The sequence below is a fragment of the Nocardiopsis sp. NPDC055551 genome (assembly GCF_053619415.1).
Genome location: NZ_JBSHJJ010000013.1, coordinates 214,669 through 235,690, shown reverse-complemented (window position 1 = coordinate 235,690; position 21,022 = coordinate 214,669). Strand labels below are relative to the sequence as shown.

The 21,022-nt window shown below is 69.3% G+C and carries 16 protein-coding genes; 9 read left to right on the top strand and 7 right to left on the bottom strand.

The features are described from left to right. Window positions 1-687 precede the first annotated feature (687 nt). The 4 genes from ACWGSK_RS23040 to ACWGSK_RS23025 form a co-directional block, all read right to left on the bottom strand. On the bottom strand, window positions 688-2,055 hold the full coding sequence (locus ACWGSK_RS23040; RefSeq protein ID WP_452456708.1) for a DUF222 domain-containing protein: 1,368 nt from the start codon (window positions 2,053-2,055) through the stop codon (window positions 688-690). Between the two features lie 669 nt (window positions 2,056-2,724). Next, window positions 2,725-3,327 (bottom strand): hypothetical protein, encoded by a 603-nt coding sequence (locus ACWGSK_RS23035; protein WP_452456707.1) that lies wholly within the window; start codon window positions 3,325-3,327, stop codon window positions 2,725-2,727. 19 nt (window positions 3,328-3,346) lie between these two features. Further along, window positions 3,347-4,600, bottom strand: a complete 1,254-nt coding sequence (locus ACWGSK_RS23030; RefSeq protein ID WP_358504091.1) for a 4-hydroxybenzoate 3-monooxygenase — start codon at window positions 4,598-4,600, stop codon at window positions 3,347-3,349. Between the two features lie 180 nt (window positions 4,601-4,780). Then, window positions 4,781-5,197 carry a YkvA family protein gene (locus tag ACWGSK_RS23025; protein WP_358504094.1) on the bottom strand — a complete coding sequence of 139 codons (417 nt, stop codon included), beginning with the start codon at window positions 5,195-5,197 and terminating at the stop codon, window positions 4,781-4,783. A 597-nt stretch (window positions 5,198-5,794) separates the two neighbouring features. Here ACWGSK_RS23025 and ACWGSK_RS23020 point away from each other — a divergent pair. The 8 genes from ACWGSK_RS23020 to ACWGSK_RS22985 all read left to right on the top strand — a co-directional run bounded on the left by ACWGSK_RS23020 (window position 5,795) and on the right by ACWGSK_RS22985 (window position 13,254). After that, window positions 5,795-6,904: a hypothetical protein gene (locus tag ACWGSK_RS23020; RefSeq protein WP_452456706.1), complete on the top strand. Its 1,110-nt coding sequence runs from the start codon at window positions 5,795-5,797 to the stop codon at window positions 6,902-6,904. Window positions 6,905-6,982: 78 nt separating this feature from the next. Continuing rightward, window positions 6,983-7,741: a Flp pilus assembly protein CpaB gene (gene cpaB, locus ACWGSK_RS23015; RefSeq protein WP_358504096.1), complete on the top strand. Its 759-nt coding sequence runs from the start codon at window positions 6,983-6,985 to the stop codon at window positions 7,739-7,741. Between the two features lie 6 nt (window positions 7,742-7,747). Beyond that, on the top strand, window positions 7,748-9,169 hold the full coding sequence (locus ACWGSK_RS23010; RefSeq protein ID WP_452456705.1) for an AAA family ATPase: 1,422 nt from the start codon (window positions 7,748-7,750) through the stop codon (window positions 9,167-9,169). 49 nt (window positions 9,170-9,218) lie between these two features. Further along, a complete protein-coding gene (locus tag ACWGSK_RS23005) occupies window positions 9,219-9,623 on the top strand; it encodes a pilus assembly protein (RefSeq protein ID WP_452456712.1) in 405 nt (134 codons plus the stop codon). Beyond that, window positions 9,620-9,973, top strand: coding sequence for a TadE/TadG family type IV pilus assembly protein (locus ACWGSK_RS23000; RefSeq protein WP_358504102.1), 354 nt, complete (start codon window positions 9,620-9,622; stop codon window positions 9,971-9,973). Before ACWGSK_RS23005 ends, ACWGSK_RS23000 begins: the two co-directional genes overlap by 4 nt. Before the next feature lie 35 nt (window positions 9,974-10,008). Then, window positions 10,009-11,334, top strand: coding sequence for a CpaF family protein (locus ACWGSK_RS22995; protein WP_358504106.1), 1,326 nt, complete (start codon window positions 10,009-10,011; stop codon window positions 11,332-11,334). A 64-nt stretch (window positions 11,335-11,398) separates the two neighbouring features. Further along, window positions 11,399-12,331: a type II secretion system F family protein gene (locus ACWGSK_RS22990; protein WP_358504109.1), complete on the top strand. Its 933-nt coding sequence runs from the start codon at window positions 11,399-11,401 to the stop codon at window positions 12,329-12,331. Between the two features lie 26 nt (window positions 12,332-12,357). Continuing rightward, complete coding sequence (locus tag ACWGSK_RS22985) at window positions 12,358-13,254, top strand: type II secretion system F family protein (protein WP_358504111.1); 897 nt, start codon at window positions 12,358-12,360, stop codon at window positions 13,252-13,254. A gap of 10 nt (window positions 13,255-13,264) precedes the next feature. On the opposite strand, the gene ACWGSK_RS22980 is transcribed toward ACWGSK_RS22985, so the two are convergent. Then, on the bottom strand, window positions 13,265-14,242 hold the full coding sequence (locus ACWGSK_RS22980; RefSeq protein ID WP_452456704.1) for a nitroreductase/quinone reductase family protein: 978 nt from the start codon (window positions 14,240-14,242) through the stop codon (window positions 13,265-13,267). 479 nt (window positions 14,243-14,721) lie between these two features. On the opposite strand from ACWGSK_RS22980, the gene ACWGSK_RS22975 reads away from it, so the two are divergent. Then, window positions 14,722-15,885 carry a DUF418 domain-containing protein gene (locus ACWGSK_RS22975; RefSeq protein WP_452456703.1) on the top strand — a complete coding sequence of 388 codons (1,164 nt, stop codon included), beginning with the start codon at window positions 14,722-14,724 and terminating at the stop codon, window positions 15,883-15,885. A gap of 3 nt (window positions 15,886-15,888) precedes the next feature. On the opposite strand, the gene ACWGSK_RS22970 is transcribed toward ACWGSK_RS22975, so the two are convergent. Both ACWGSK_RS22970 and ACWGSK_RS22965 read right to left on the bottom strand, forming a co-directional pair. Further along, a complete protein-coding gene (locus ACWGSK_RS22970) occupies window positions 15,889-17,931 on the bottom strand; it encodes a serine/threonine protein kinase (RefSeq protein WP_452456702.1) in 2,043 nt (680 codons plus the stop codon). A gap of 343 nt (window positions 17,932-18,274) precedes the next feature. Continuing rightward, window positions 18,275-20,485, bottom strand: a complete 2,211-nt coding sequence (locus ACWGSK_RS22965) for a serine/threonine-protein kinase (RefSeq protein ID WP_452456701.1) — start codon at window positions 20,483-20,485, stop codon at window positions 18,275-18,277. Window positions 20,486-21,022: the final 537 nt, after the last annotated feature.

Below are 21,022 nucleotides of genomic sequence, written 5' to 3'. Positions count from 1 at the left end.
CCCTCCTTCCCCGCCGCGTGATTGTTGCCGCCCGCACCGCACGCGTCAAGGCGATGTCGGGTTCTGTGGCGCTGTGGTGGGTGGCCTTGACCCGTGCGGTGCGGGCGGCGGTTTGGCGGCTATCGGGGAAGGGGGGAGAGTGGTTGAGGTTCCTAACGGCCCTGTGGGCCTTCGGCCCACTCCGGCCGCAGGCGGCCGGATCCCTTCCCTATCCCTCTGGTGTCCTCGTGGGGCGCGTCGCCACTACGTGACGGGCCCGGTCACGAAGGGCCCGCTACAGGTGGGGCACGGGGCGGGGCGCGTCCCTGCGGTAGCCGGCTCTGGTCTTCTCAGCGATGATCTTGCTCGTAGCGCCATGTTGGGCGCCCAACATGGCGCTACGGACAAGATCATCATGATGGAGAGACAACACGGGGGTGATGGTGCCGGTGGGCCGGTACCAGGGGCGGGAGCCGGTACCAGGGGTGGAAGTGGTGCTGGCATCCGTAGTAGGGCCGTGTGCTGTCGACACCCCCGATGGGAGCCACTCTGTCCCCGGGATATGACTCCGGGCGGGGGTTCGGGGTGGGGCATGCTGATATCCCCACAGGACACAAGGCCCTTGGGGTCTGACACCCAACCGGGGGTGATCACGGGGTGGTGGCATTTCGCCTAGTGGAAACGCATGGTCGTGGAAGCGGGTGGTGGTTAGAGGACAGTGGCTGGGGCTGGCTCCCCCTCACCATCCCCGGACCCGCTTTCCTTTCCCGCTTCCTGGCGGTTCTGGGCGTGGTGGTGCTCCCAGATCTGCCGGTTCACCTTGGCCTGGAGCCGGTGCTTGAGCCGATTGTGGGTCGAGCACAGCACCTGCATGTTGTCGGCGCTGGTGGCTCCGCCGTGGGAGAAGGGGACGATGTGGTCGTACTGCGACCAGCTACGCGGCATGTCGCAGCCCTGGTGCCACTCGCAGTAGGGCTTCTTGAACCCGGCCGCTTGGCGGACCGGGTCCGGGGCGCACCGCTGCTTTCGCCCCACGTCCAGCAGGGTGCGGCCTTGTTCGTCGGTGAGGAACCGGCGCAACCAGCTGTGGGGGGTCAAACGGGCCACCATCTGATCGGGGAGGACCACACCATCCTCGGTGGTGGCGGGCTCTGCGGTGCCGTCTCCGAGGAAGCGTTTGAGGGGGACGGTGATGTTCAACGTGGCCAACGGTTGGCGGCTCAGGCTGGAGCAACCCCGGTGGGTCAGAGCGGTCTCGAAGATCCGCATCATCGCGTCATAGACCCGCTGATGCTTCGGCATCGCCGCGTTCTCCGGCCCATACGGTTCGGTGTAGGCCTCCAGGGCGGCCTGGATCAGCTCGTGGTCGGCCCCAGGCCCCCACATCCGCAGCAGGAACCCACCCTCGAATGTGGGCGAGAATTGGGCGCCCCGGTTCTCGAACGTTTCGTCGTAGTCCCGGTCGGCCTTATCCGGGTCCAGGCGGGCGACGAACCATTTCGCCGCGTCCCGCAACTGGCGCACCGAAGCCTGCGGGCATTCCTTCTTATAGGCGATGAGCCCGTATTCCAGCCGGGCCCGAAACCCCTCCGCCGAAGGACGCTGGGCACGGAATTCCTCATCCGTTGTTTCGAGGACCTTCGCCCATTCGGTGGTGGCTTTTTCGGTGGAGGTCGCGATGGCGCACGCTTCACCCAGCGACAGGGCCTTGTTCTGGAAGGCTTCTTCCACCAGGGGCAACTGCTGCTGGTACAACGCTCGGGCGAGGGTGGCAAGGCTCTTGGCCTCGGCCGGAGAGGTGCCCCACTGGTGGGTGATCCACGCCTGGATACTGCGCTGGCCGCCCTCTTCCAACAGGGCGCCGGTGGCCTCCATGCGGGCCAGGGCGGGCAGCATCCCATAGCGGATCCGGTCGACTTCCCCATTGAGCCGGCCGAACTGTGCGAGCACATCGGCTTCACACCCGAACGGGATATCCCGGCCGGAGAACTCCACCGCCATCTCCCGCGCACCCGCCATCGCCTTATCGACCGGGGTGTTCCCGGTCGGGCGCGATGCGTGGGGAGGAAAGCTCATACTCTGATTATACGCGAACACACCAGGAAATGGCAGGCTTACCGGTGGGTATATTCAACCTATTTCCAGGTCGGCGAATGCGCCTACCATATGTGGGATGGCCATTCTTTGTTATCCACAACCCCTTCCCCTATGACCGGATCCACCTATCACGGAGATGCTCCTAGCGACTTCGTTGGAGGGGCTCTGAATGGAAACGATCTTGTCCGTAGCGCCATGTTGGGCGCCCAAATGGGCGCTACGAGCAAGATCATCGCTGAGAAGACCAGGGCCGGCCACCGCGGGGACGCGCTCCGCCACCCGCCCCGCCTGTAGCGGGCCCTTCGTTACCTCACCCGTCACGTAGTGGCGACGCGCTCCACGAGAAAGCCAGAGGGAGGGGAAGGCATCCGGCCGCCTGCGGCCGGAGTGGGCCGAAGGCCCACAGGGCCGTTGGGACCCCAACCACTCTCCCCCCTTCCCCGATAGCCGCCAAACCGCCGCCCGTGCCGTACGGGTCAAGGCCACCAGCCCCGCTGCCAGAGCACCCGACATTGCCTTGACGCGTGCGGTGCGGGCGGCAACAATCACGCGGCGGGGAAGGAGGGAGAACCCACCCCCACCCCGCCCAACCACCCCAAGGAACTCGACCCGAGGCACCCCACCACCCACCCCCACTCCTGGCGCAACTCAGCGACGTGGGGTGTTGACGATGCGGGCGCCCTCGCCATCCCTGGGATTGGACTGACCCCACAACACGAACCCCAGACTCACCACCAGCAACGCCACCACCCCGAGGCCGTACCCGGTGCCGATGAGCCCTTGGCCCATGATCACCCCGGTGTAGCCGACGGTGACCAGCAGACCCAGTACGCCGAGGAGGATGCCGGTCCAGGCGCGGTCGGTGAACCGGCGCTGGTGGCCACGGACCACCTCCACCATCGCGGCGACCGCCTCCTTGGCGACGGCGTCGGGTTCGCTCACCCGCACACGGGAATCGTGGCCCAGGATCACGGTGACGTGGGTCCGCCCTCGTCGCCCGGTGATGAAGAGTTCACGCAGCCTGCTCTTCTCGGAACGCCCGGCGAACTCAGCGCGCTCGGCGAACTCGGCGAAGGCCTCCGGGGTGTGCCCGACCTCGCCTCCGCCGTCGGTGAGGCCGATCGTCAGGTCGCCCGCGCAGGCGTCGCGAACGAGCTCGGCCAGCGCCACGAGTTCGTCCCGGCGCAGGGCTGGATGCCCGAGGTCGGTGGATTCGACCCGCTCGGCCCGAGGCTGTGGTTCAGGGGACATTCCCCCATTATCGGCCGCCTCAGGGGGTGCGTAGGGCGGTGCGGGTCAGGGCCTCGGCGACGACGGAGTCGGGGTTGGTCAGCGTGATGGGCCTGCCGGTGTAGATGTCGGCGAGGTAGGCGCCGCCGACCGGGGATCCGGTGATCTGGTCGATCTCACCGAGCTGTCGACGGTGGTCGAAGGCGTCGCCCTCGTGGTCCAGGTGCAGCATGGAGGTCATCCACCAGGAGAAGTGTTGGGCCTGCCACACGCGGTCGGAGACCGTGTCGCCGTAGGCGTCCAGCAGTTCCGCCGAACCCTGGTGGAAGTAGCGTTCGAGGGCCTGGCAGAGGACCACGACGTCGGCGACGGCGAGGTTCATGCCCTTCGCCCCGGTCGGCGGGACCGTGTGCGCGGCGTCACCGGCGAGGAACAGCCGCCCGTGGCGCATCGGGTCGATGACGTAGCTGCGCATGGGGATGACCCCGCGCTGGGTGATGGGCCCCTCTTGGAGCTCGAAGCCGTTGCCGTTGACGCGGGCGCGTAGCTCGTCCCAGATGCGTTCGTCGCTCCAGGTGGCGGCGTCCTCCTCCGGGGCGCACTGGAAGTACATGCGTTGCAGGGTGGGCGTACGCGAGCTGATGAGCGCGAACCCGTGCTCGGAATGGGCGTAGATCAGTTCGTCGGAGCTGGGCGGGGCCTCGGTGAGGATCCCGAACCAGCCGTGCGGGTAGGCGTGGAAGTAATCGGTGCGCGCGTCCTTGGGGATGACGCTCCGGCACACGCCCTGGGATCCGTCGCAGCCGGCGATGACGGCGCAGGAGAGTTCCACGCGGGTGCCGTCGGCCTCGGTGAAGCGCACCTTGGGGTCGTCGGTGGTGACGCCGTCGACCTCGACGTCGCGCACCCCGAAGCGCAGGTCTCCCCCGGCGGCCAGGCGCGCCCCGATGAGGTCCTTGAGTACCTCGTGCTGGGGGTAGAGGTAGACGGATCGGCCGGTGAGCGCGGCGAAGTCGATGCGTCGGGACTCCTTGCGGCTGCGCAGGTAGGTGCCGTCGTGGCGTTTGCCCTCGCCGAGGAGGCGGTCGCCCACCCCCGTGGCGGTCATGAGGTCGGCGGTCCCCTGTTCCAGGATCCCGGCCCGGATGGTCGCCTCGATGGTGTCGCGTTCGCGCACGTCGACGACGACGGAGTCGACGCCGGAGAGGGAGAGCAGGTGGGACAGCATGAGCCCGGCGGGGCCGGCCCCGATGATGGCGACCTGGGTCCGTCGGCTCTGGTTCGTCGCGTTCATGGGTGCGCTCGGCTCTCCGTGGCGTAGGGGGCGTGCTCCGGGACGGGAACGCGCACATGTTCGCATTAAGCACGCATGTGCGTTATGCGTACGATACGGCCGGATCTGCCCGTTGTCCATGGCCCCCGCACACGAAACGCCCGGGAGGATCGTTCCCCCCGGGCGCTCGATGAGAGTCGGTCAGCTGTGCTGCTTGCGGCCACCGGCGACGTGGTCCTCGGCCCCCTGGCCGGGACCGTCGGGGTTGGCCCGATAGAAGGCCTCCTGGGCCTGCTGCTCGCGCTCCCACACCACGAAGCGTTCGCTCTCGCCCAGGGCCATGGTGGTCAGCCACACCGCGACGGCGACGTCGTCGACCAGGCCCAGCACGGAGAACAGCAGTTCGGGGATGAAGTCGATCGGCGAGATCACGTACACGACCAGCGCCAGCATGGTGAACAGCTTGCCGCCGCCGAGCTCGGGGTAACGGCCGCGCAGCTTGGCGGTGATCATGCGCGGGAGCGCGCGGACGCGCTGCCACACGGAGACCTTGCCGTCGGTGTTCTGGATGACCTGCCAGGCGGCCGCCCCGGCCGCGGCCCGGTTTGTGTTGCGCATCGTTCGCTCTCCTCAGGGGGCAAGTGACTACTCAAGATATGACGCGATCTCGCCCCTGATCGTTCCCGCGGAGTGGCCGTGCAACCAGGATGGAGACGTAGATGACACCACGGAGGGTGGCCAGAGGGTGGCCGAAGGGGCACGTGGGGCCACTGTGACTGCTTTTACGCAGTTGGGAGGACTTTCGAGGGGAGTTGTCCACAGCATTGACGGGGACACTGGTGGTCCTGATCCGGAAAAGGCATCCTTGGGGAGTCGGCACACCCTTTGTCACGCGGGCCGGCACATCGGGAACATCGAAAACCAAAAAACGGACCAAACACCACAAATCACCCAGCATGGGGTGGCCGCATACGGCCAACGGCCCCCGTTCCCCGTTCTGAGAGGCCACAGCATGCCCCCACAGCAGGTCGCCCCCACCAGCAAGGCACCGGAAAGGCGTCTAGCGGAACGCACCCCGCCGCACCGTAACGAATACCGCCCCTCCCACCCCGAGCCACCCATTCGTTACGATGCGTCCGAGTGGTACCCCGTCACATGGGCCGCCGCTCCACATCTCGAATTCGCCGAACGCGCAGAACCGATGGAGCTTTCCCAGTGTCCAACGCCCAACCCAGGTCGGCGACGACCGTAGCCCTGTTGGCGGATATCCCCAGCACGGGGCACGTGGGTGAGGCCGGGGCCCACCGGTTCCCGCTCAACGGGGACACCGTGGGCGCGCGCAGTTCCGCCTTCGTCGCCTTCGCCATCGAACAGGTCCGGGCCGGCCGTAAGGTCGTCGCCCTCTACCCGGCCTGGCAGGCAACGGACGCCGAACGCGCGGTGAACTTCGCCCGCGGCGCCCTGCGCACCGACCGGATCGCCGGTATCGGCGTCGACCTGTCCCCACTGGCCCTGTCCCTGGTGGCCGACCAGCTCGCCTACCTGGCCCCCTACCTTCCACCGGGCATGGTCGCCGCGCTCAGTGGTGAACTGCCCAAACACCTGCTCGCCGGCGCCTGGCTCCGTACCGTCTCCGGCCTTTCCACCCTGCCCACCAGCATGCGCCAGCACATGGGCTCCTACGCGCCGTCGGTGTCCTTCCTGGCGTTCTGCGCGCCCACCGCGCGGGTGGGTCGGCTACGCCCGGCCGAACTCGCCGTCGGGCTGCCGTTCCGGCCCGTCCAACCCGTGCAGCTGCTGAGTTCCACCCCGGACCCGGCCATCACCAAGGTGTTCGACGACCACCTGCCACAGGCCATCCAACCCGTGGCCACCCGCAACCTGCCCGCACAGCCCCTGGGCAGCGCCTACTGGGGCACCTCCAAGTACGTCGAGTTCGTGGCGCTGAGCGCCCACCCACAGGCGTTGGCCTACGCGGCCGGCTCCATCCGGGCCTCCGCCTGCGCCTGGTGCGGCGAACCCATGGCCGCACGCCCCTGCCCGTTCTGCTCGGCCAACTCCGCCGGGCACCCCATCTACACGTCCGCCACCTCGCCGGTGCGTCCCCCGACCCCGGGGCCGCGATCGACCCCACCCGCGGGCCCACCGACGGGCCCACCGACGAACCCACCCCCACCAGGGGCCGGCGCTCCGGTACCGGGGCCGCCACCCAACGGAGAGGCCCGCGTGCGCCCCCCACAGCTCTCTCGACCCCCACAGTCCCCGCCCGCCCCCGCGGAGGAACCACCGCACCGCCGACTGGACCCACGGTCCTACTCACGGTGACAGCCCCTCCCGGCCGGGTCCCATCGCCATGTCCGCGACGGGATCCACGACGACACTGGAAACGGATAGAGCCCCCTTATGAACCCCCGTCAGCGACGAGGCGTCCTGCTCATGGTCGTGGCCGCGGTCGGCGCAGTGGCAGTATTCGCGTCCGTGTTCACCTACCTCGACAGCCAGCAGGAACGCCTGGGCCAGTTCGCCACGGTCCTGCGTTTGGTCGACGACGTGGAGGCCTACCAACCGATCACCCAGGAACAGGTCGAGTCGGTCGAGGTCCCCAGCATGTACTTCGACCCGGAGGTGTTCATCTCCGACCTCTCCGACGTGGACACTCCCGCCGATCAGCAGTTGGTCGCCGCCTCCCATCTGGAGAGCGGTGTTCTCCTGCAGCAGGGCATGGTGCAGCCGCAGCCGACCCTGACCGAGGGCGAACGCGAGATCGCCATCATGGTCAACGCCGAGACCGGCGTGGCCGGCAAGGTGCGACGCGGCTCGGTCGTGGACATCTACGGCACCTTCCAGCCGCGCGACCACGGCGAGGCCTGCGCCACCCGTGTCATCACCGAGGTCGAGGTCCTCGACATCGGTGAGCTGCGCAGTCAGGAGACCGATTCGGGGGTGACCGGTGTGGTTCCGGTGACGTTCCGGCTCGATCCGGACAGCGCGCTGCAGCTCGCCTACGCCGAGGAGTTCTCCACAAAACTGCGGCTGGCCCTGGTCAGCGCGGACGGTGGCGGTTCCGTGGGTGACGAACAGTTCTGCAGCGGGGACTTCGACGACCTGATCGATCAGGCCGCCGACCAGACCGACGAGCGGCGCGTGCCGCATGGGGGGTAGACAGCGGTGAACTTCCGCGTTCTGGCGGGGATGCCCACATCCGAGACCGAGATGGTGCTCGCCGCACGGTTCGAGGAACTGGGCACGTGCGACCTGGTGGCCATCCGCAACACCGGCACGGCACTGCACGACGCGGCCGGCGAGTTCCCCGAACTCGACGTCATCCTCATCCACGAGGACATGGGGCCCGCGCCGGTCCTGGAGACCGTGCGCGACCTGTCCCACCGCCATCCCCAACTGGCGATCCTGCTGGTGTCCTCGGCCATGGACCCGAACACCTTCACCGGAGCCATGGAGGCGGGCGCCCGCGGGGTGCTGTCCGCGGACGCCGGGATCGGCGAGCTGGAGACGCGGATCGCCAAGGCCGCCGAATGGTCACGCACCCTGCGCCGCCACCTGGAGTCCGCCTCCCACGAACTACCGGCCTCCGGGGTTCGTGGTCGGATACTGACGATCAGCGGCGCCAAGGGCGGGGTGGGCACCACCACCTGCGCGGTGCACCTGGCGATGGCCGCCGCCAGACGCGACCGGGTCGTGTGCCTGGTCGACCTCGACCTGCAGGCCGGTGACCTGCCCGCCTTCCTCGATCTCCAGCACCGTCGGTCGATCACCGACCTGGTGGAGAGCGCCGACGACATCAGCCCCGGCATGCTCGCCGAGACCCTGTACGTGGACCCGCGCGGCCCGCACGTTCTGCTCGCCCCCGAACACGGGGAACGCGGCGAGGACGTCAACGCCCGCGCCACCCGACGCATCCTCAGCGCCCTGCGCTCACGCTACGAACTGGTGATCGTGGACTGTGGGTCCACCATGAACGAGGCCACCGCGATGGCGGTGGAGCTGGCCGACAACGCCGTGGTGACGGTGACCCCGGACGTACCGGCGATGCGCGGGGCCCAACGCCTGATGGCGATGTGGGAACGGCTACAGATCCGCACCCAGGACAACGTGCACTCCTTGGTCACCCGGCACAGCCGCAAGAACGAGATCCAACCGGACTTCCTCCAGCAACTGCTGGGCACCAAGGTGCTGCGCACCCCGGTCCCGGCCGCCTACCGGGCGCTGGAGCCCGGCGAGAACAACGGCGACCCCACCAAGGTGACCGACGAGGGGCTGCGCAAGGCCTTCGCGCGGTTGGCCGCGGAGCTTGACCTGTTCACCGCGCCCACCGGGCCGGGCGGCAGCGACAAGGGCGGGTTCACCCCCTCCGGCGGCGCCACCCCGGCGCCGGGAGTCTCGTCGGACGGACCACCCTCCACCCGGGACGTGTCCGGATTCCTCAACGCCAGCGGCCACAACGTGTTCAACGGGCACGCGGTGACCGGGGCGCGGGGCCCCGGCGGGTCGGGTGGCCCCGGGGGAACGGGCGGAACCGGTGGATCGGGCGGCTGGGATCCGGGGTCGACGGGACGGGGGTTCGGTGGCTGAGCGACGCGGCGGCGCCTCCTCGCGTCGCGACGACCGGGGCGCGATCATCGTGGAGTTCGCCGCCATGGTGCCCTTCATGATGCTGGCGCTGGCCCTGGTGTGGCAGGTGCTGCTCATCGGCCTCACCTCCATGTACGCCTCGCACGGCGCGGCCGAGGCCGCCCGGCAGGCCGCGGTCACCCCCGACGACATGGAGCGCATCGACGAGGAGGCCCGCAAGCGCGTGCTCTCTCCGTGGGACGCCCCCGACGTGCTCACCACCTCCGTCGTGGAGCGCGACGGCGCGCGCTACGCCCAGGTGACCGTGGCGATGCCGGTGTTCCTGCCAGGTACGAGCGGACCCTGGGACATCACGGGTGAGGCGAGGGTCGTCACCGAGGTCGTCCCGCGTGACGGCGTCGTCGAGCCACCACCTGGCGCGGAGCCATCGGAACCGGGGGAGGACGACACGTGAGACGCGGCCTCTGCCCCCGAGCGCGCCGGGACGCCGACCGCGGCGGCCCCATCCTGGAATTCGCCGCGGTCCTGCCGATCCTGCTGCTCACCGTGGTGGTCGCCTTCGAGGCCTTCATCTCGTTCGTGGCGATCGAACGGCTGGAGTCCGCGGCGCGCGCCGGGGCCCGGGAGGGCACCGAGGAGGCCGCCCATCAGGCCTTGCCGAGCTGGTTGGACGAAGCGACCGTCACCAGCGGCACCAATGACAGTGACGGGTTCTACGTCGAGGTCTCGCACTCGCTGCCGATCGTGTTCTCGGTGGACCTGAACGTGACACTGACCCGTCGGGTGGACATGCCGAACATGTGACGCGTGGCCCGTCCACCAAGGAGGAAACGAGGAACATGGGGCTGAAGGACCGCCTGGAAGAAGACCGTTCCAACGAGGAACGGGCCGACCGGAGCAGTGTGACGCACTGGCGACGGCGACTCCTGGCCGAGATCAACCTGGAGGACCTGTCACGGCTCACCCTGGCCCAGCGCAGGGTCCGCCTGGAGAAGGTCGTCGGGCACATCCTTTCCCGCGAGGGGCCGGTGCTGTCGGACCGGGAACGTTCGATCCTCACCCGACGGGTCGTGGACGAGGCACTGGGCCTCGGTGTACTCGAACCCCTGCTCGCCGACGAGACCATCACCGAGATCATGGTGAACGGCCCCGACAACGTGTTCGTGGAACGCGCGGGCCGGATGGAGCGCATCGACGCGACCTTCAACGGCGAGGAGCAGCTCTACCAGACCATCGACCGGATCGTCTCGCTGGTGAACCGGCGCGTGGACGAGTCATCCCCGATGGTCGACGCCCGTCTGCCCAGCGGCGAGCGCGTCAACGTCATCATCCCGCCGCTGTCGTTGTCGGGTCCGGTGCTGACCATCCGACGCTTCCCCAAGCCCTACCCCATCGAAGACCTGGTGCGCATGGGCAGCCTGGACCAGGCCACGGGCGTGCTGCTGTCGGCGATGGTCCGGGCCCGGTTCAACATCGTGGTCTCGGGCGGTACCGGCACCGGTAAGACCACCTTCCTCAACGCCCTGTCGGCGTTCGTGCCCAGCACCGAACGCATCGTCACCATCGAGGACTCCGCCGAACTCCAGTTGATGCAGGACCACGTGGTGCGGTTGGAGTCGCGGCCCGCCAACATCGAGGGACGCGGCGAGATCGCCATCCGTGACCTGGTGCGCAACGCGCTGCGGATGCGCCCGGACCGCATCATCGTCGGTGAGGTGCGCGGGCCCGAGACCATCGACATGCTCCAGGCCATGAACACCGGCCACGACGGCTCCCTGGTGACGGTGCACGCCAACTCGGCCGAGGACGCCATCCACCGGATCCAGACCCTGGCCACCCTGGGCGACGGACGTGTCCCCTACAACGCGCTGCGCGACCAGATCAACAACGCGGTGGACGCGATCGTGCACCTGGGCCGGTGGCCCGACGGGTCGCGTCGGGTCTCCGAGGTGGCCGTGGTGTCCTCGCGCCGCAGCGAGGAGTTCCGGCTGGACTCGCTGTTGGAGTTCGCGTCGCTGCCCGCCGGAGCGGACCACGACGTGAAGGGCGAGTTCCGGCACCGCCCCCTGCCACGCCACGTCGCCGGTCGGATCTACCACGTCGGTGAGAGCATCCCCTCGGTGTTCGGCGTGGTCCCCGACGGCCCCGGCGGAGGACACCGGTGACCACTTTCCCCCGTACCCCCCGATCCTCGGCGTCACCGCCGGGCCCGACGCGATGGGAGTCAGCGTGACCTGGCAGTTCGCAGCGATCCTCGGTGGGGTCGCTCTGGTTCTGGCCGTGTTGCTGTGGGCGATCTGGGAGTTCGTGGCCAGTTCCGACCAGCGCCGTCTCATCGCGTCCCGCAGCGCCTTGGCCCAGGCCGAGTACGACGCCTCCACCCCGATGGCGCGCCTGGACGTGGCGCTGCACCGCACCCAGTGGGGTGCCCGGCTCAGCCGCCGCCTGGCCCGTTCGGGCACCGATACGCGACTGTCCACCTTCCTGGTCGCGTTGGTGGGCGGAGCACTGCTCGCCGTCATCGTGGTCTGGCAGATCCTCGCGCCGATGTTCGGGTTGCTGGCCGCGGTGGGGGTGGGGTTCCTGTTCTTCTCCTACCTGAGCCGGGCCGAGGCCAAGCGCCGCGAGGAGTTCACCGGTCAACTGCCCGACCTGGCGCGGGTGCTGGGCAACGCCACCTCCGCCGGGCTGGCCCTGCCCACCGCGGTGGCCATCGCCGCCGACGAACTCGACGGGCCCGCCGGCGAGGAGCTCGGACGCATGGCCGAGTCGATGAAGCTGGGCGCGAGCTTCGAGGAGTCCGTCGCCGAACTGCGCGAACGCATGCCCTCCCGAGAGCTCGGCGTGCTGCTCTCCACCCTGATCGTGGCGTCCAGGTCGGGTGGTTCGCTGGTCAGCGCGCTGCGCAACATCTCGGCCACCTTGGAGAACCGCAAGGAGACCCGGCGCGAGGTGCGCACCATCCTGTCCGAGACCACCAGCACCGTGTGGGCGTTGGGGTTCATGTCGGTGGGCGCCCTGTTCCTGCTCAACATGATCCAGCCGGGCATCATGCGCACCATGACCTCCCAACCGGCCGGGATCGGGCTGCTGCTGGTCGTGGCGACCCTGTTCGTCATCGGATTCGTGGCGGTGTCCCGGATCACCAAGTTCAAGATGTAGCCCCGAATCCCCCCGAAGGAACTCGGATGAACCTGCTCCCCCTGCTGGTGGCACTGGCGTCGGCACTGATCGTGGTACTCGCCTGTTATGGCCTGCACCTGAGCATGTCGAAGACGCGCGTGCCGGTGGACGAGCCGACCGCGCGTCCCGTCGTCAAGAGCGACGAGACGTTCTTCCTGCACCGGATCACCGAGGCGATCGGCCGCCCCTTCGCGGGTTCGGTCCTGGCCTCGCTCACCGAAAAGCGCCGCGGATCCATCCACGAACGGATCGAGGCGTCCGGCCGGGTCGACGGACTGACCGTGGAAAGGTACGTCCGGCGCAAGATCGGCGAGGTCGCGCTCTACGGCAGCCTGTCGGTGCTGCTGTTGCTGTCCGACAACGCCATGTTCGGCCTGGTGATGCTGGCCTTCGTGGGCCTGACCGACCTGAGCATGTACGTCAAGGCCCAGGAGCGGGCCGATCAGGTGCAGTCACAACTGCCGGACTTCCTGGACGTACTCGCGGTCACGGTGAGCGCGGGCATGTCGTTCCGCGCCGCCGTGGCCCGGGTCGCCGACTCCATGCCGGGTGTGCTCTCCGGCGAGTTCGTCATCGCGCTGCGCCAGATGGAGTTGGGCACCTCCCGCCGGGAGGCGTTCGACGCCCTGCGCCGCCGCAACCGCAACGAGTCACTCGGCAAGTTCGTGACCGCCATCCAGCAGGCCGAGGAACTGGGCGCCCCGCTCAGCGACACCCTGGTCAACATCAGCCAGGACATGCGTCGCGAGGACGCCCAGTACATGCGCCGCAAGGCTCAGCAGCTCAACCCGCGCGTGACCGTGGTGACCGCCACGACCCTGTTGCCGGGCCTGCTCATCCTCATCGTCGGGTCGATGATCCTGGGCAGCGACATCGACTTCGGCAGCCTCCTCGGCGGCTGACCCCGGCGGGTCACTCCGCGGGGGTGGGCGGCGGGAAGGGGATCTGGGACAGGACCGGGATCAGGCTCTCCTCCTCGAAGTCCAGGTGGGCGTTGAGCTCCCGGGACATCCGGTCGAGTTCGGCGCGGAAACGGTCCGGGTCGGCGGTGGCCAGGTCGGCCGACAGCCGCTCCAGCTCGCCGCGGATCCGGTCCACGACCCGGTGTTCGGCGATCAACCGCTCGATGGGTTCGCGCAGGTGAGGGTAGCCCTGCGCGAGACCCGGGAAGACACCGTCCTCTCCACTGTGGTGGAAATGCAGTGATTCGCAGAACGCCAGGCAGTGCTGGCGGATCTGCAGGTTGAGCCCCACCGGGGCGCCGCTGCCGGCGTGTTCGGCCAGGTACGCCTCGGCCTCCTCGCGCACCCGGTCGAGCTGGCCGCGCAGCCACCCGTGCACCTCGAACAGCTTCTCGGCGAGGTTGGTGACCTCCCCCGCGCTCTCCAGGGCGGCGGGTTGGAGTTCCACCACCGGCAGCCGGCGCCCGGACCGCGACTCGTAGTCGCCGAACCCCGGTTCGCGACGAACGACCTCCTCGAACAGGCGGTCCCGTTCGGCGCCCTCGGTGGGTACCGCGACCGCTTCGAAGCGTTCGGTGCCCAGCTCCACGACCACCATCGGATGCGCGAGCAGGTTTCGGTACCAGTCGGGGTCGCGCGAGGACCCTCCCGCCGAGGCGACGACCAGCAGCCGGTCGTCGATCCTCAGGTACCCGAGCGGGTTGGTGTACTCGCGGCCCGACCGCGCCCCGGTGGTGGTGAGCAGCAGCAGGTCACCGCCTTCGAACATGCCGCCGACGTGGCCTCCGTTGGCACGGAACTCCTCCACCACCGGCACGTTGAAGGGACTCACCACCGGTTCGGGGCGGGCGTGCGGATGGGGCCTGTCGGACTGCGCGGTCTGAGTGGTCTGGTCGGATCGGTCGGACTGAGTGGTCTGGTCGGTCATGGAAGTACCTCCTGAGTGAGTGGAGGCGGCCGACCCCGAGCACACGAGGTATCGCCGTCGAAGGCACTGTCCGGCACAGCGTGGCCGAAACGACGCGGCCGAAGCGACGTGGACAGGCCTGGCGGGGCAAGGCGAAGGGAGCGCACGGAAGCGCCGAGGCGAATGGTGTTCGGGGAGGCCGCCGGTCAAGATGCCGGACGGTGCGGCGGCCCGGAGAGGGCCGCGAGCGGTTCAGCCGCTCAGATTCCGTACGCGAAGTAGTGGCTCACGATTGGCTCCCCGAAGAATTCAGGCGCCTCCATGTCGACCGACCGGCCCACTGCTCTTGGTTCGGGACACGCGACGCCCCACCACCTTAACCGGACGTGCGGGTAGGGGGAACCCCACCGAAGGTCTCGCCTCAGCCCCATCGGTTCCCCTCGGGCCGATCCGTAGTTTCGAGGTCGTCCCCTCACGCACCTCACCCCTCGGAGAGAACCATGAGGCGTTCCCTCGCCCCGGATCTGGCCCGCGGCTTCATGCTGCTGTTCATCGCGCTGGTCAACGCGCGGTTCTTCCTCACCCACGCCGACACGGTCCGGGGCGTGGGCGACCAGGCGCTCACCTTCGCCCAATCCCTCCTGGTGAACGGCCGGGCGATCCCGCTGTTCTCGTTGCTGTTCGGCTACGGCATGGTCTGGATCGCCCGTCGGGTCACCGAGTCGGGGGGCGGATGGGTGCACGTGCGGACGGTGCTGCACCGGCGCGGGCTGTGGATGCTGTTGATCGGCCTGGCGCACGGGGTGCTGCTGTTGCCGGTGGACATCATCGGCGCCTACGGGTTGTCGCTGGTGCTGTTCCTGTTCTTCCTGCGGGTCGGTGACCGGGCGCTGCTGTGGGCGGCCGGCCTGTTCGCGGGGGGCTCGGTGGCCCTGAACTCCCTGCTCACCTTCGTCCTGGGCGGCCAGGGCGAGGAGGAGGGCCCGGCCGCGTACGCCGCGGCGCCCTCCCTGGTGGAGTCGGACCTCGTGGCGGCGATGGGCGAACGCTTCGCCGAGTGGGTGCTGTACACGCCCGTGACCCTGGTGTTGGTGGTGATGCCCCCACTGCTGGTCGGTGTTTGGGCCGGACGCCACCGGATCCTGGAGCACCCCGAACAGCACCGGACCCTGCTGGTGCGCACCGTCGTCGTCGGTCTGGGGCTCGCGGTGGCGGGCGGCCTGCCCGACGCCCTGGTCAGCGCGTCCCTGGTGCCGAACCCGGGCCCGGAGGTCGAGCCGGCCCTGTGGATCCTGCACGATGCGGTCGGCTGGGCGGGTGGTGCCGGTTGGGCCGCCCTCATCGCCCTGGTCGCGCTCGGACTGTCCAACGCGAACGCGACCGAACACCCGTTGGTACTGGCGGTCGCCGCCGTGGGCGAGCGTTCCCTGAGCTGCTATCTGACGCAGGCGGTGGTGTTCACCCTGGTGTTCGCGCCCTACGGACTGGGTTGGGGCGCGACAGCGAGTGCCTCGGCCGCCGCCGGTGTGGCGGTGGCGACGTGGGCGGCGACGTTGGTGTGGGCCGACCTCTCCCGGCGTCGCGGCGGGCGCGGCCCCGCCGAGACGCTGCTGCGCCGACGCGTGTACGCCGGGATCCACCTGCCCGGTCGCACGGGTGAGTAGGGGTCAGCCCTCCTCGACGGGGCAGTCCATCATCGTGTTGGACTCCAGCGAGGTGTCCGGGACCGCGAAGAAGCCCGAGCCCATCGCCTCTTCCTCACGCCACTCCAGGGTGCCGTCCACGTCGTAGCAGTGTCCGCTCATCTCGTGCGTCAGCGGACCCGAGTGCGCGGCCGGCCGGTAGGCCACCCCTCCGCGCTCGGGGGCTCCCGGGATGTACACGGTCAGTGTCTCGGAGGGGTGGTCCGGACCCAACACGGTCAGGGGTGTCAGGGGTGCTTCCAGCTCGCTGCCGGTACCGCCTCGGTGGACCTCCTTGTCGACCCCGGCGTTCTCCGCGGGGTCGAGCGGGACGAGGGTCATGAAGTCCTCGGCGTACACGATGTGGCTGCCCACGTCGGGGTGGTAGCGCAGCTCCACCGAGAACTCGGCCCCGTCCGCGGCCGGAACCACCTGGGTCATGCACACGGACAGAACGGGGAACGCGCTCAGGCCCGGCGTGGCCAACCCGTAGTCGACGGTGTCGTGGTCGACCGGGTAGACGAACGGCCAGATCTCCGGGTCGACGATCGGGGTGCCCTCCGGCCCAGGGGTGAGCAGTTCGAGGTAGGTCTGGGCCGCGGCGGCCCCCGGGTCGAACGGACGCCACTGTGCCCGGGCGTCCTGCGCATCGACCCGTTCGGGGTCGTCACAGGCCATGGGCTCGGGCTCGGCCGGTTCGGGTTCCGATTCCGTTTCCTGGGCGGCACCGCCCGGGGAGCCCTGGTCGGGTTCCTCGGCCACGACGTTCTCGGGCTCGGCGTCGCCGAGCGTCTCGAACAGCAGGTAGCCGATGCCCAACGCCAGGGCCATGCCGAGGGCGCCGACCGCCAGCCACAGGCCCACGCGTGGCCCGCCGGCGGTCTCCTCGTCCTCTTCGAGTACCAGCTCCTGGGTGTGGTTCGCGGCGCCGGGTTCTCCCCGGGCCCCGAACAGGTAGGCGTTGGCGTCCGGTTCGGGTTCCGGGGCCGGGATCGGAGTGCCGGCAGCGGCGGCAGCGGCGGCGGGAGCGGGCTCCGGCTCGGTCGTGGTCTGGGCCAGGGCGGCGTTGGTCCAGGTCACCGGGTCGTGCGGGGGGATGTTCTGGGCGGACCAGTGCTCGGCGATGAGCGCGCGCAGCCGGTCGGGCCAGGTGTCCGCGGTGGCCCGTTCGTCGATACCGAGCAGCAGCAGGCATTCCAGGTACGCCTCGTCCGCGGAGGGACGCCGGGCGGGGTCCGGGGAGAACGCGCGTTCGAGCAGCGGGCGCAGTTCCTCGGGAAGGGCGCTCAGGTCCACGCGCGCCTCGCGGGCGCGGGCCGCCATCTCCCACACGATCTGTCCGGGGACCCGCCCGGGCACGTGGCCGGCGGGGTTGGGGCCGAACGGCGGGATGCCGGTGGCGGCGTACACGACCAGACCGGCCCACCCGTGCACGTCGGTTGCGGTGGACGTGGCGGCCCTCTCGTAGCGCTCGGGGGCCAACCAGCCCAGGCTCTGGGCGCTCTGGGTGGGTGCGCTCGGGTCGATGCGGCGGACGATGCCGTAGTCGAGGACCTTGGGACCGTCGGCGGCCACGACCACGTTGCCCGGGCGCATGTCCCCGTGCACCAGGCCCAGGGAGTGGAAGCCGGCGAGGGCCTCGGCCATTCCGGCGGCGAGGACGAGGAGCTGGTTGCCGCTGAAGGGCCCCTGGCCGCGCATGCGTTGCCACAGCTCGAACCCGGGGATGTATCCGACGGCCGACCAGGGGCGTCCCTCGTGGACACCGCCGTCCCGGACCGGGACGGTGCACACACCACCCACCTGACGCATGAGCGCGTCCTCGTCGGCGGCATCGGCGCCATCGGTCCATTCGGCGTCGGCGATCTTCAGGGCCAACGTCTCGTGGTCCGGCGAGACGGCGGCGTAGAGGGTGCCCAGACCGTCGGCTCCGAGCCGCCCGATCAGGCGGTAAGGGCCGACCTGGAGCGGGTCGCCGTCGGTCAGGGGTGCGACGTTCGGCGGTAGGGCGGGAGAGGAGAAATCCATTGGGGGCAGCTTTCCACACATCAAGGGACGGTTGTGGTGGCCTGTGCCGGGATAGCACATTCGATCCCGTGGTCCTGAGAATCTACCCAATCGTCGGGGTACCCGTCGCCGGGTCTGCGGTATCGAAAAGCCCTACGGGGCCGCCCGGAAAGGGCTTTCGGCCGACCACCCGCCACCCCGCGTGCGACCGCCCCTGGACCGGGAAGCCGCTGCTCATCGTGGTTCCAGGTTCCATGCGTTCCTTCGCGAATCGGCGAATGAGACCGGCGCCACAGCATCCAAAGGCCCCGTTTCGCGTCCTCGGCCGTTATCAGGTTGTTGGGCGGGAGGAGGGAATTCGTACTCAGCCCGGAAAATCAGACAGGTGCCCGCGCAACTTCTTGAGCTGTTCCTCGCTTCCCACATCGCCCTCGTAGCCGTCGTCGTCCTCGACGACGGCGGGTGGTCGGGTGATCGTGCCGGGCCCCTCCTCCAGACGCCGCCGCAGCGCGTCGATCTCCCTGCCCTGGTCCCGTCCCAGGACCATTCCGATCGCACCGAGGGCGACCCCGGCGAGGATCATCACCACCGCGAGCACGCCCAGGGTGGTCGTGTAGGCGACACCGAAGACCAGCCCCACCGCCGCAGTACCCGCGCCCAGGATCGACATGCCCCGGGGCAGGTGTCGGGAGACACCGCTCTCCAAGGCTTCCAGCCTCTCCTGGGATCGCTCCCGCTCGGCCTCACCGGTGCGCGACTTGGCGGGCAGGCCCTCGTCCCGGCCCTCCCCCACGGCCTTCGCCCGCCGTGCCCGCCGCGCCTCGGCACGGTCGCGCAGCCGCTTGCCCCGCTCCGCCACCGTCGACAGGTCCTCGCGCTGGGCCCGCAGCGCCACGGCCACCGGCCATGGGTCGTCGGCCCCCTCGATGGCGGCGCGCACCCGCTGGAGGACCTGCTGTTCGGGACCCTCCTGGAACCCCTGCGTCACCCACGCCACCAGCACACCCGCGTCCGCGTCGCGCTTGTCGTGGGTGGCGAGCATGTGGACCAGGTCGCCCTTGCGTACCGGCGAGATCTCCCTCGGGGTGAACGCCAGGGACTCGGCGACCCTGTTCATCCACTCCTGTCCCTTGCGCAGCCGATCGAACAGGACCGTGGCCTGGCGGGCGACCCTGCCGTACAGGACGCAAGGGGCGCCCCACACGCACGGCTCATGTTCGTTACGGAAGCAGTGGTGCTTGCCGAACGCCCCCAACAGGTCATAGCGCTCGATGAAGTGCATGAGCGAGTCGTACTCGCCGTCCCGATACGGCCAGGCGCGCCCGTCCCGGGTACTGAACAGGGCGCCCCAGGACATGTCGACGTCGCGGAAGAGCGCGCCCAGGTGAGGGTCGAGTTCGGCGATCAGGTGGGCGGCCTGGACGTCGGCGCCCCCGTAGTCCTCCGGCAGCGCTCCCACCACCCGGTGGGCCCCGCTGTCCTTCTCGGGCAGCCAACGCAGCAACGCGTGGCGTTCGCGCGGCTCACTCAGCATCTCGTGCGCCTCCGCCCACCGTTCCTGCATGCCGGCGGCGAGTTCGGTGGGGTCGGCGTAGTACACGCCGGCGATCTGGAAGGGCGCCCGTCTACTGCCGCTGACGCTGCGCCAGTAGGCCTGCACGCCCTCGTCCAGCAGGAGGGTGCCGCTCGCGTGGCCGGCTTCGAGGCGTTCGTGCTCGAGCGGGACCTCCTTGCCCAGGAGGATGGCCAGGAGTTGGTAGGAGGTGGGGCGCCGCTCCGGTTCCTTGTGCAGACAACTCGCCACGATCCTCGCCAGGTAGTCGGGCACTCCCCGCAGGTCGGGGGTGTCGTGTTTGATCCGTTCGAGGATGCGGTGGTCGTTGGGCGCGTCGAACACGTGCCCACCGGTCGCCGCGAAGGCCATCACCGCTCCCCAGGCGTGCACGTCGATGGCGGCGGTGACCTCGGAGCCGTTGGCCTGTTCGGGTGCCATGTACCGGGGGGTGCCGATGAGGCCGCTGGCCAGGGCGGTGCGGTTGTCCAGGGTGCGGGCGATCCCGAAGTCGATGACCCGGACGCCCTCGCTGGTGATGATGATGTTGGTGGGGGTGAAGTCGCGGTGGACGATGTTGGCGCCGTGCACGGCGCCCAGGGACGTGGCCGTGGCGAGCGCCAGCCGGTAGAGGGGGTCGCCGTACAGGGGGCCTTCCTCACCGACGAGTTCGCGCAGGGTCCGGCCCTCGACGTACTCCGTCACCACCCAGGGCGGGTCCTCCTCGGTCCCGGCGTCGAACACTTCGGCGATGAAGTACCGCTTGACCTGCTTGTTGTGCTCGACCTCCTTGCGGAAACGCTCCCGGTCGCGTTCGCGTTCGACCGGGGAGACGCCCGCCGGCTCGTGCAGGACCTTGATGGCGGCGACGTGGCCGTCGTCATGGCGCCCAAGGTAGACGGTGCCGAAACCGCCCACGCCCAGAACCTCGGTGAGCCGGTATCCACCGAAGGTCTCGCCGATCCGGTTCCCGACGTCGTCGGTCGGCCGATGGCCGTTGGTGGACTCTTCGCCGATGTTCACGAGTGACCCTTCTGCAAGCCGGGGGGAGCGAGGCACACTACCTGAGGGTGGGATGCCGTCAGCGGCCTCTTGGTGCTAGGACCTGCCCGCGCGGACGCGGTTCTCACCTCCATCGCCGGACCCATCGGCTGCAACCCCGTGCAACCATTGCGTTCGCGCGAGCCCGCTTTCCAGTCGAACTCCAGATATCGGGCCCTTCGTCCTGAACCCCGTTGGCCCTACACGATCGACCCGCAGTACCACCAAGCGGTTCCTTCGAGGCATATGAACCAACAAAAGACCGATGGCCGGATCCGGCCGAACCCCAAGATCAACTTCAACGATTAATCGCGAATGGCTGCGGACGACGCGCGCCCTCGGGCATACTCGTTGTCGTCGGACAGCCGACCGTGGTGGTCCTCGCATCGAGGACCGTGGCAGTCGTGGTGTCCACACGATGCACTCGACACTCCACGTCCGAGGGGTCGCGTCGGCCACGGCCCGGCCCCACGGCACGGGTCATGAATGGTCCGGCGAGGCGCTAGAGTACATCACGGG

Bases quoted from the DNA above. Each gene is read 5' to 3' on its own strand.
- ACWGSK_RS23040 (WP_452456708.1), bottom strand. From the start codon at position 2,055: ATGAGCTTTCCTCCCCACGCATCGCGCCCGACCGGGAACACCCCGGTC.
- ACWGSK_RS23035 (WP_452456707.1), bottom strand. From the start codon at position 3,327: ATGTCCCCTGAACCACAGCCTCGGGCCGAGCGGGTCGAATCCACCGAC.
- ACWGSK_RS23030 (WP_358504091.1), bottom strand. From the start codon at position 4,600: ATGAACGCGACGAACCAGAGCCGACGGACCCAGGTCGCCATCATCGGG.
- ACWGSK_RS23025 (WP_358504094.1), bottom strand. From the start codon at position 5,197: ATGCGCAACACAAACCGGGCCGCGGCCGGGGCGGCCGCCTGGCAGGTC.
- cpaB (WP_358504096.1), top strand. From the start codon at position 6,983: ATGAACCCCCGTCAGCGACGAGGCGTCCTGCTCATGGTCGTGGCCGCG.
- ACWGSK_RS22995 (WP_358504106.1), top strand. From the start codon at position 10,009: ATGGGGCTGAAGGACCGCCTGGAAGAAGACCGTTCCAACGAGGAACGG.
- ACWGSK_RS22985 (WP_358504111.1), top strand. From the start codon at position 12,358: ATGAACCTGCTCCCCCTGCTGGTGGCACTGGCGTCGGCACTGATCGTG.
- ACWGSK_RS22980 (WP_452456704.1), bottom strand. From the start codon at position 14,242: ATGACCGACCAGACCACTCAGTCCGACCGATCCGACCAGACCACTCAG.
- ACWGSK_RS22975 (WP_452456703.1), top strand. From the start codon at position 14,722: ATGAGGCGTTCCCTCGCCCCGGATCTGGCCCGCGGCTTCATGCTGCTG.
- ACWGSK_RS22970 (WP_452456702.1), bottom strand. From the start codon at position 17,931: ATGGATTTCTCCTCTCCCGCCCTACCGCCGAACGTCGCACCCCTGACC.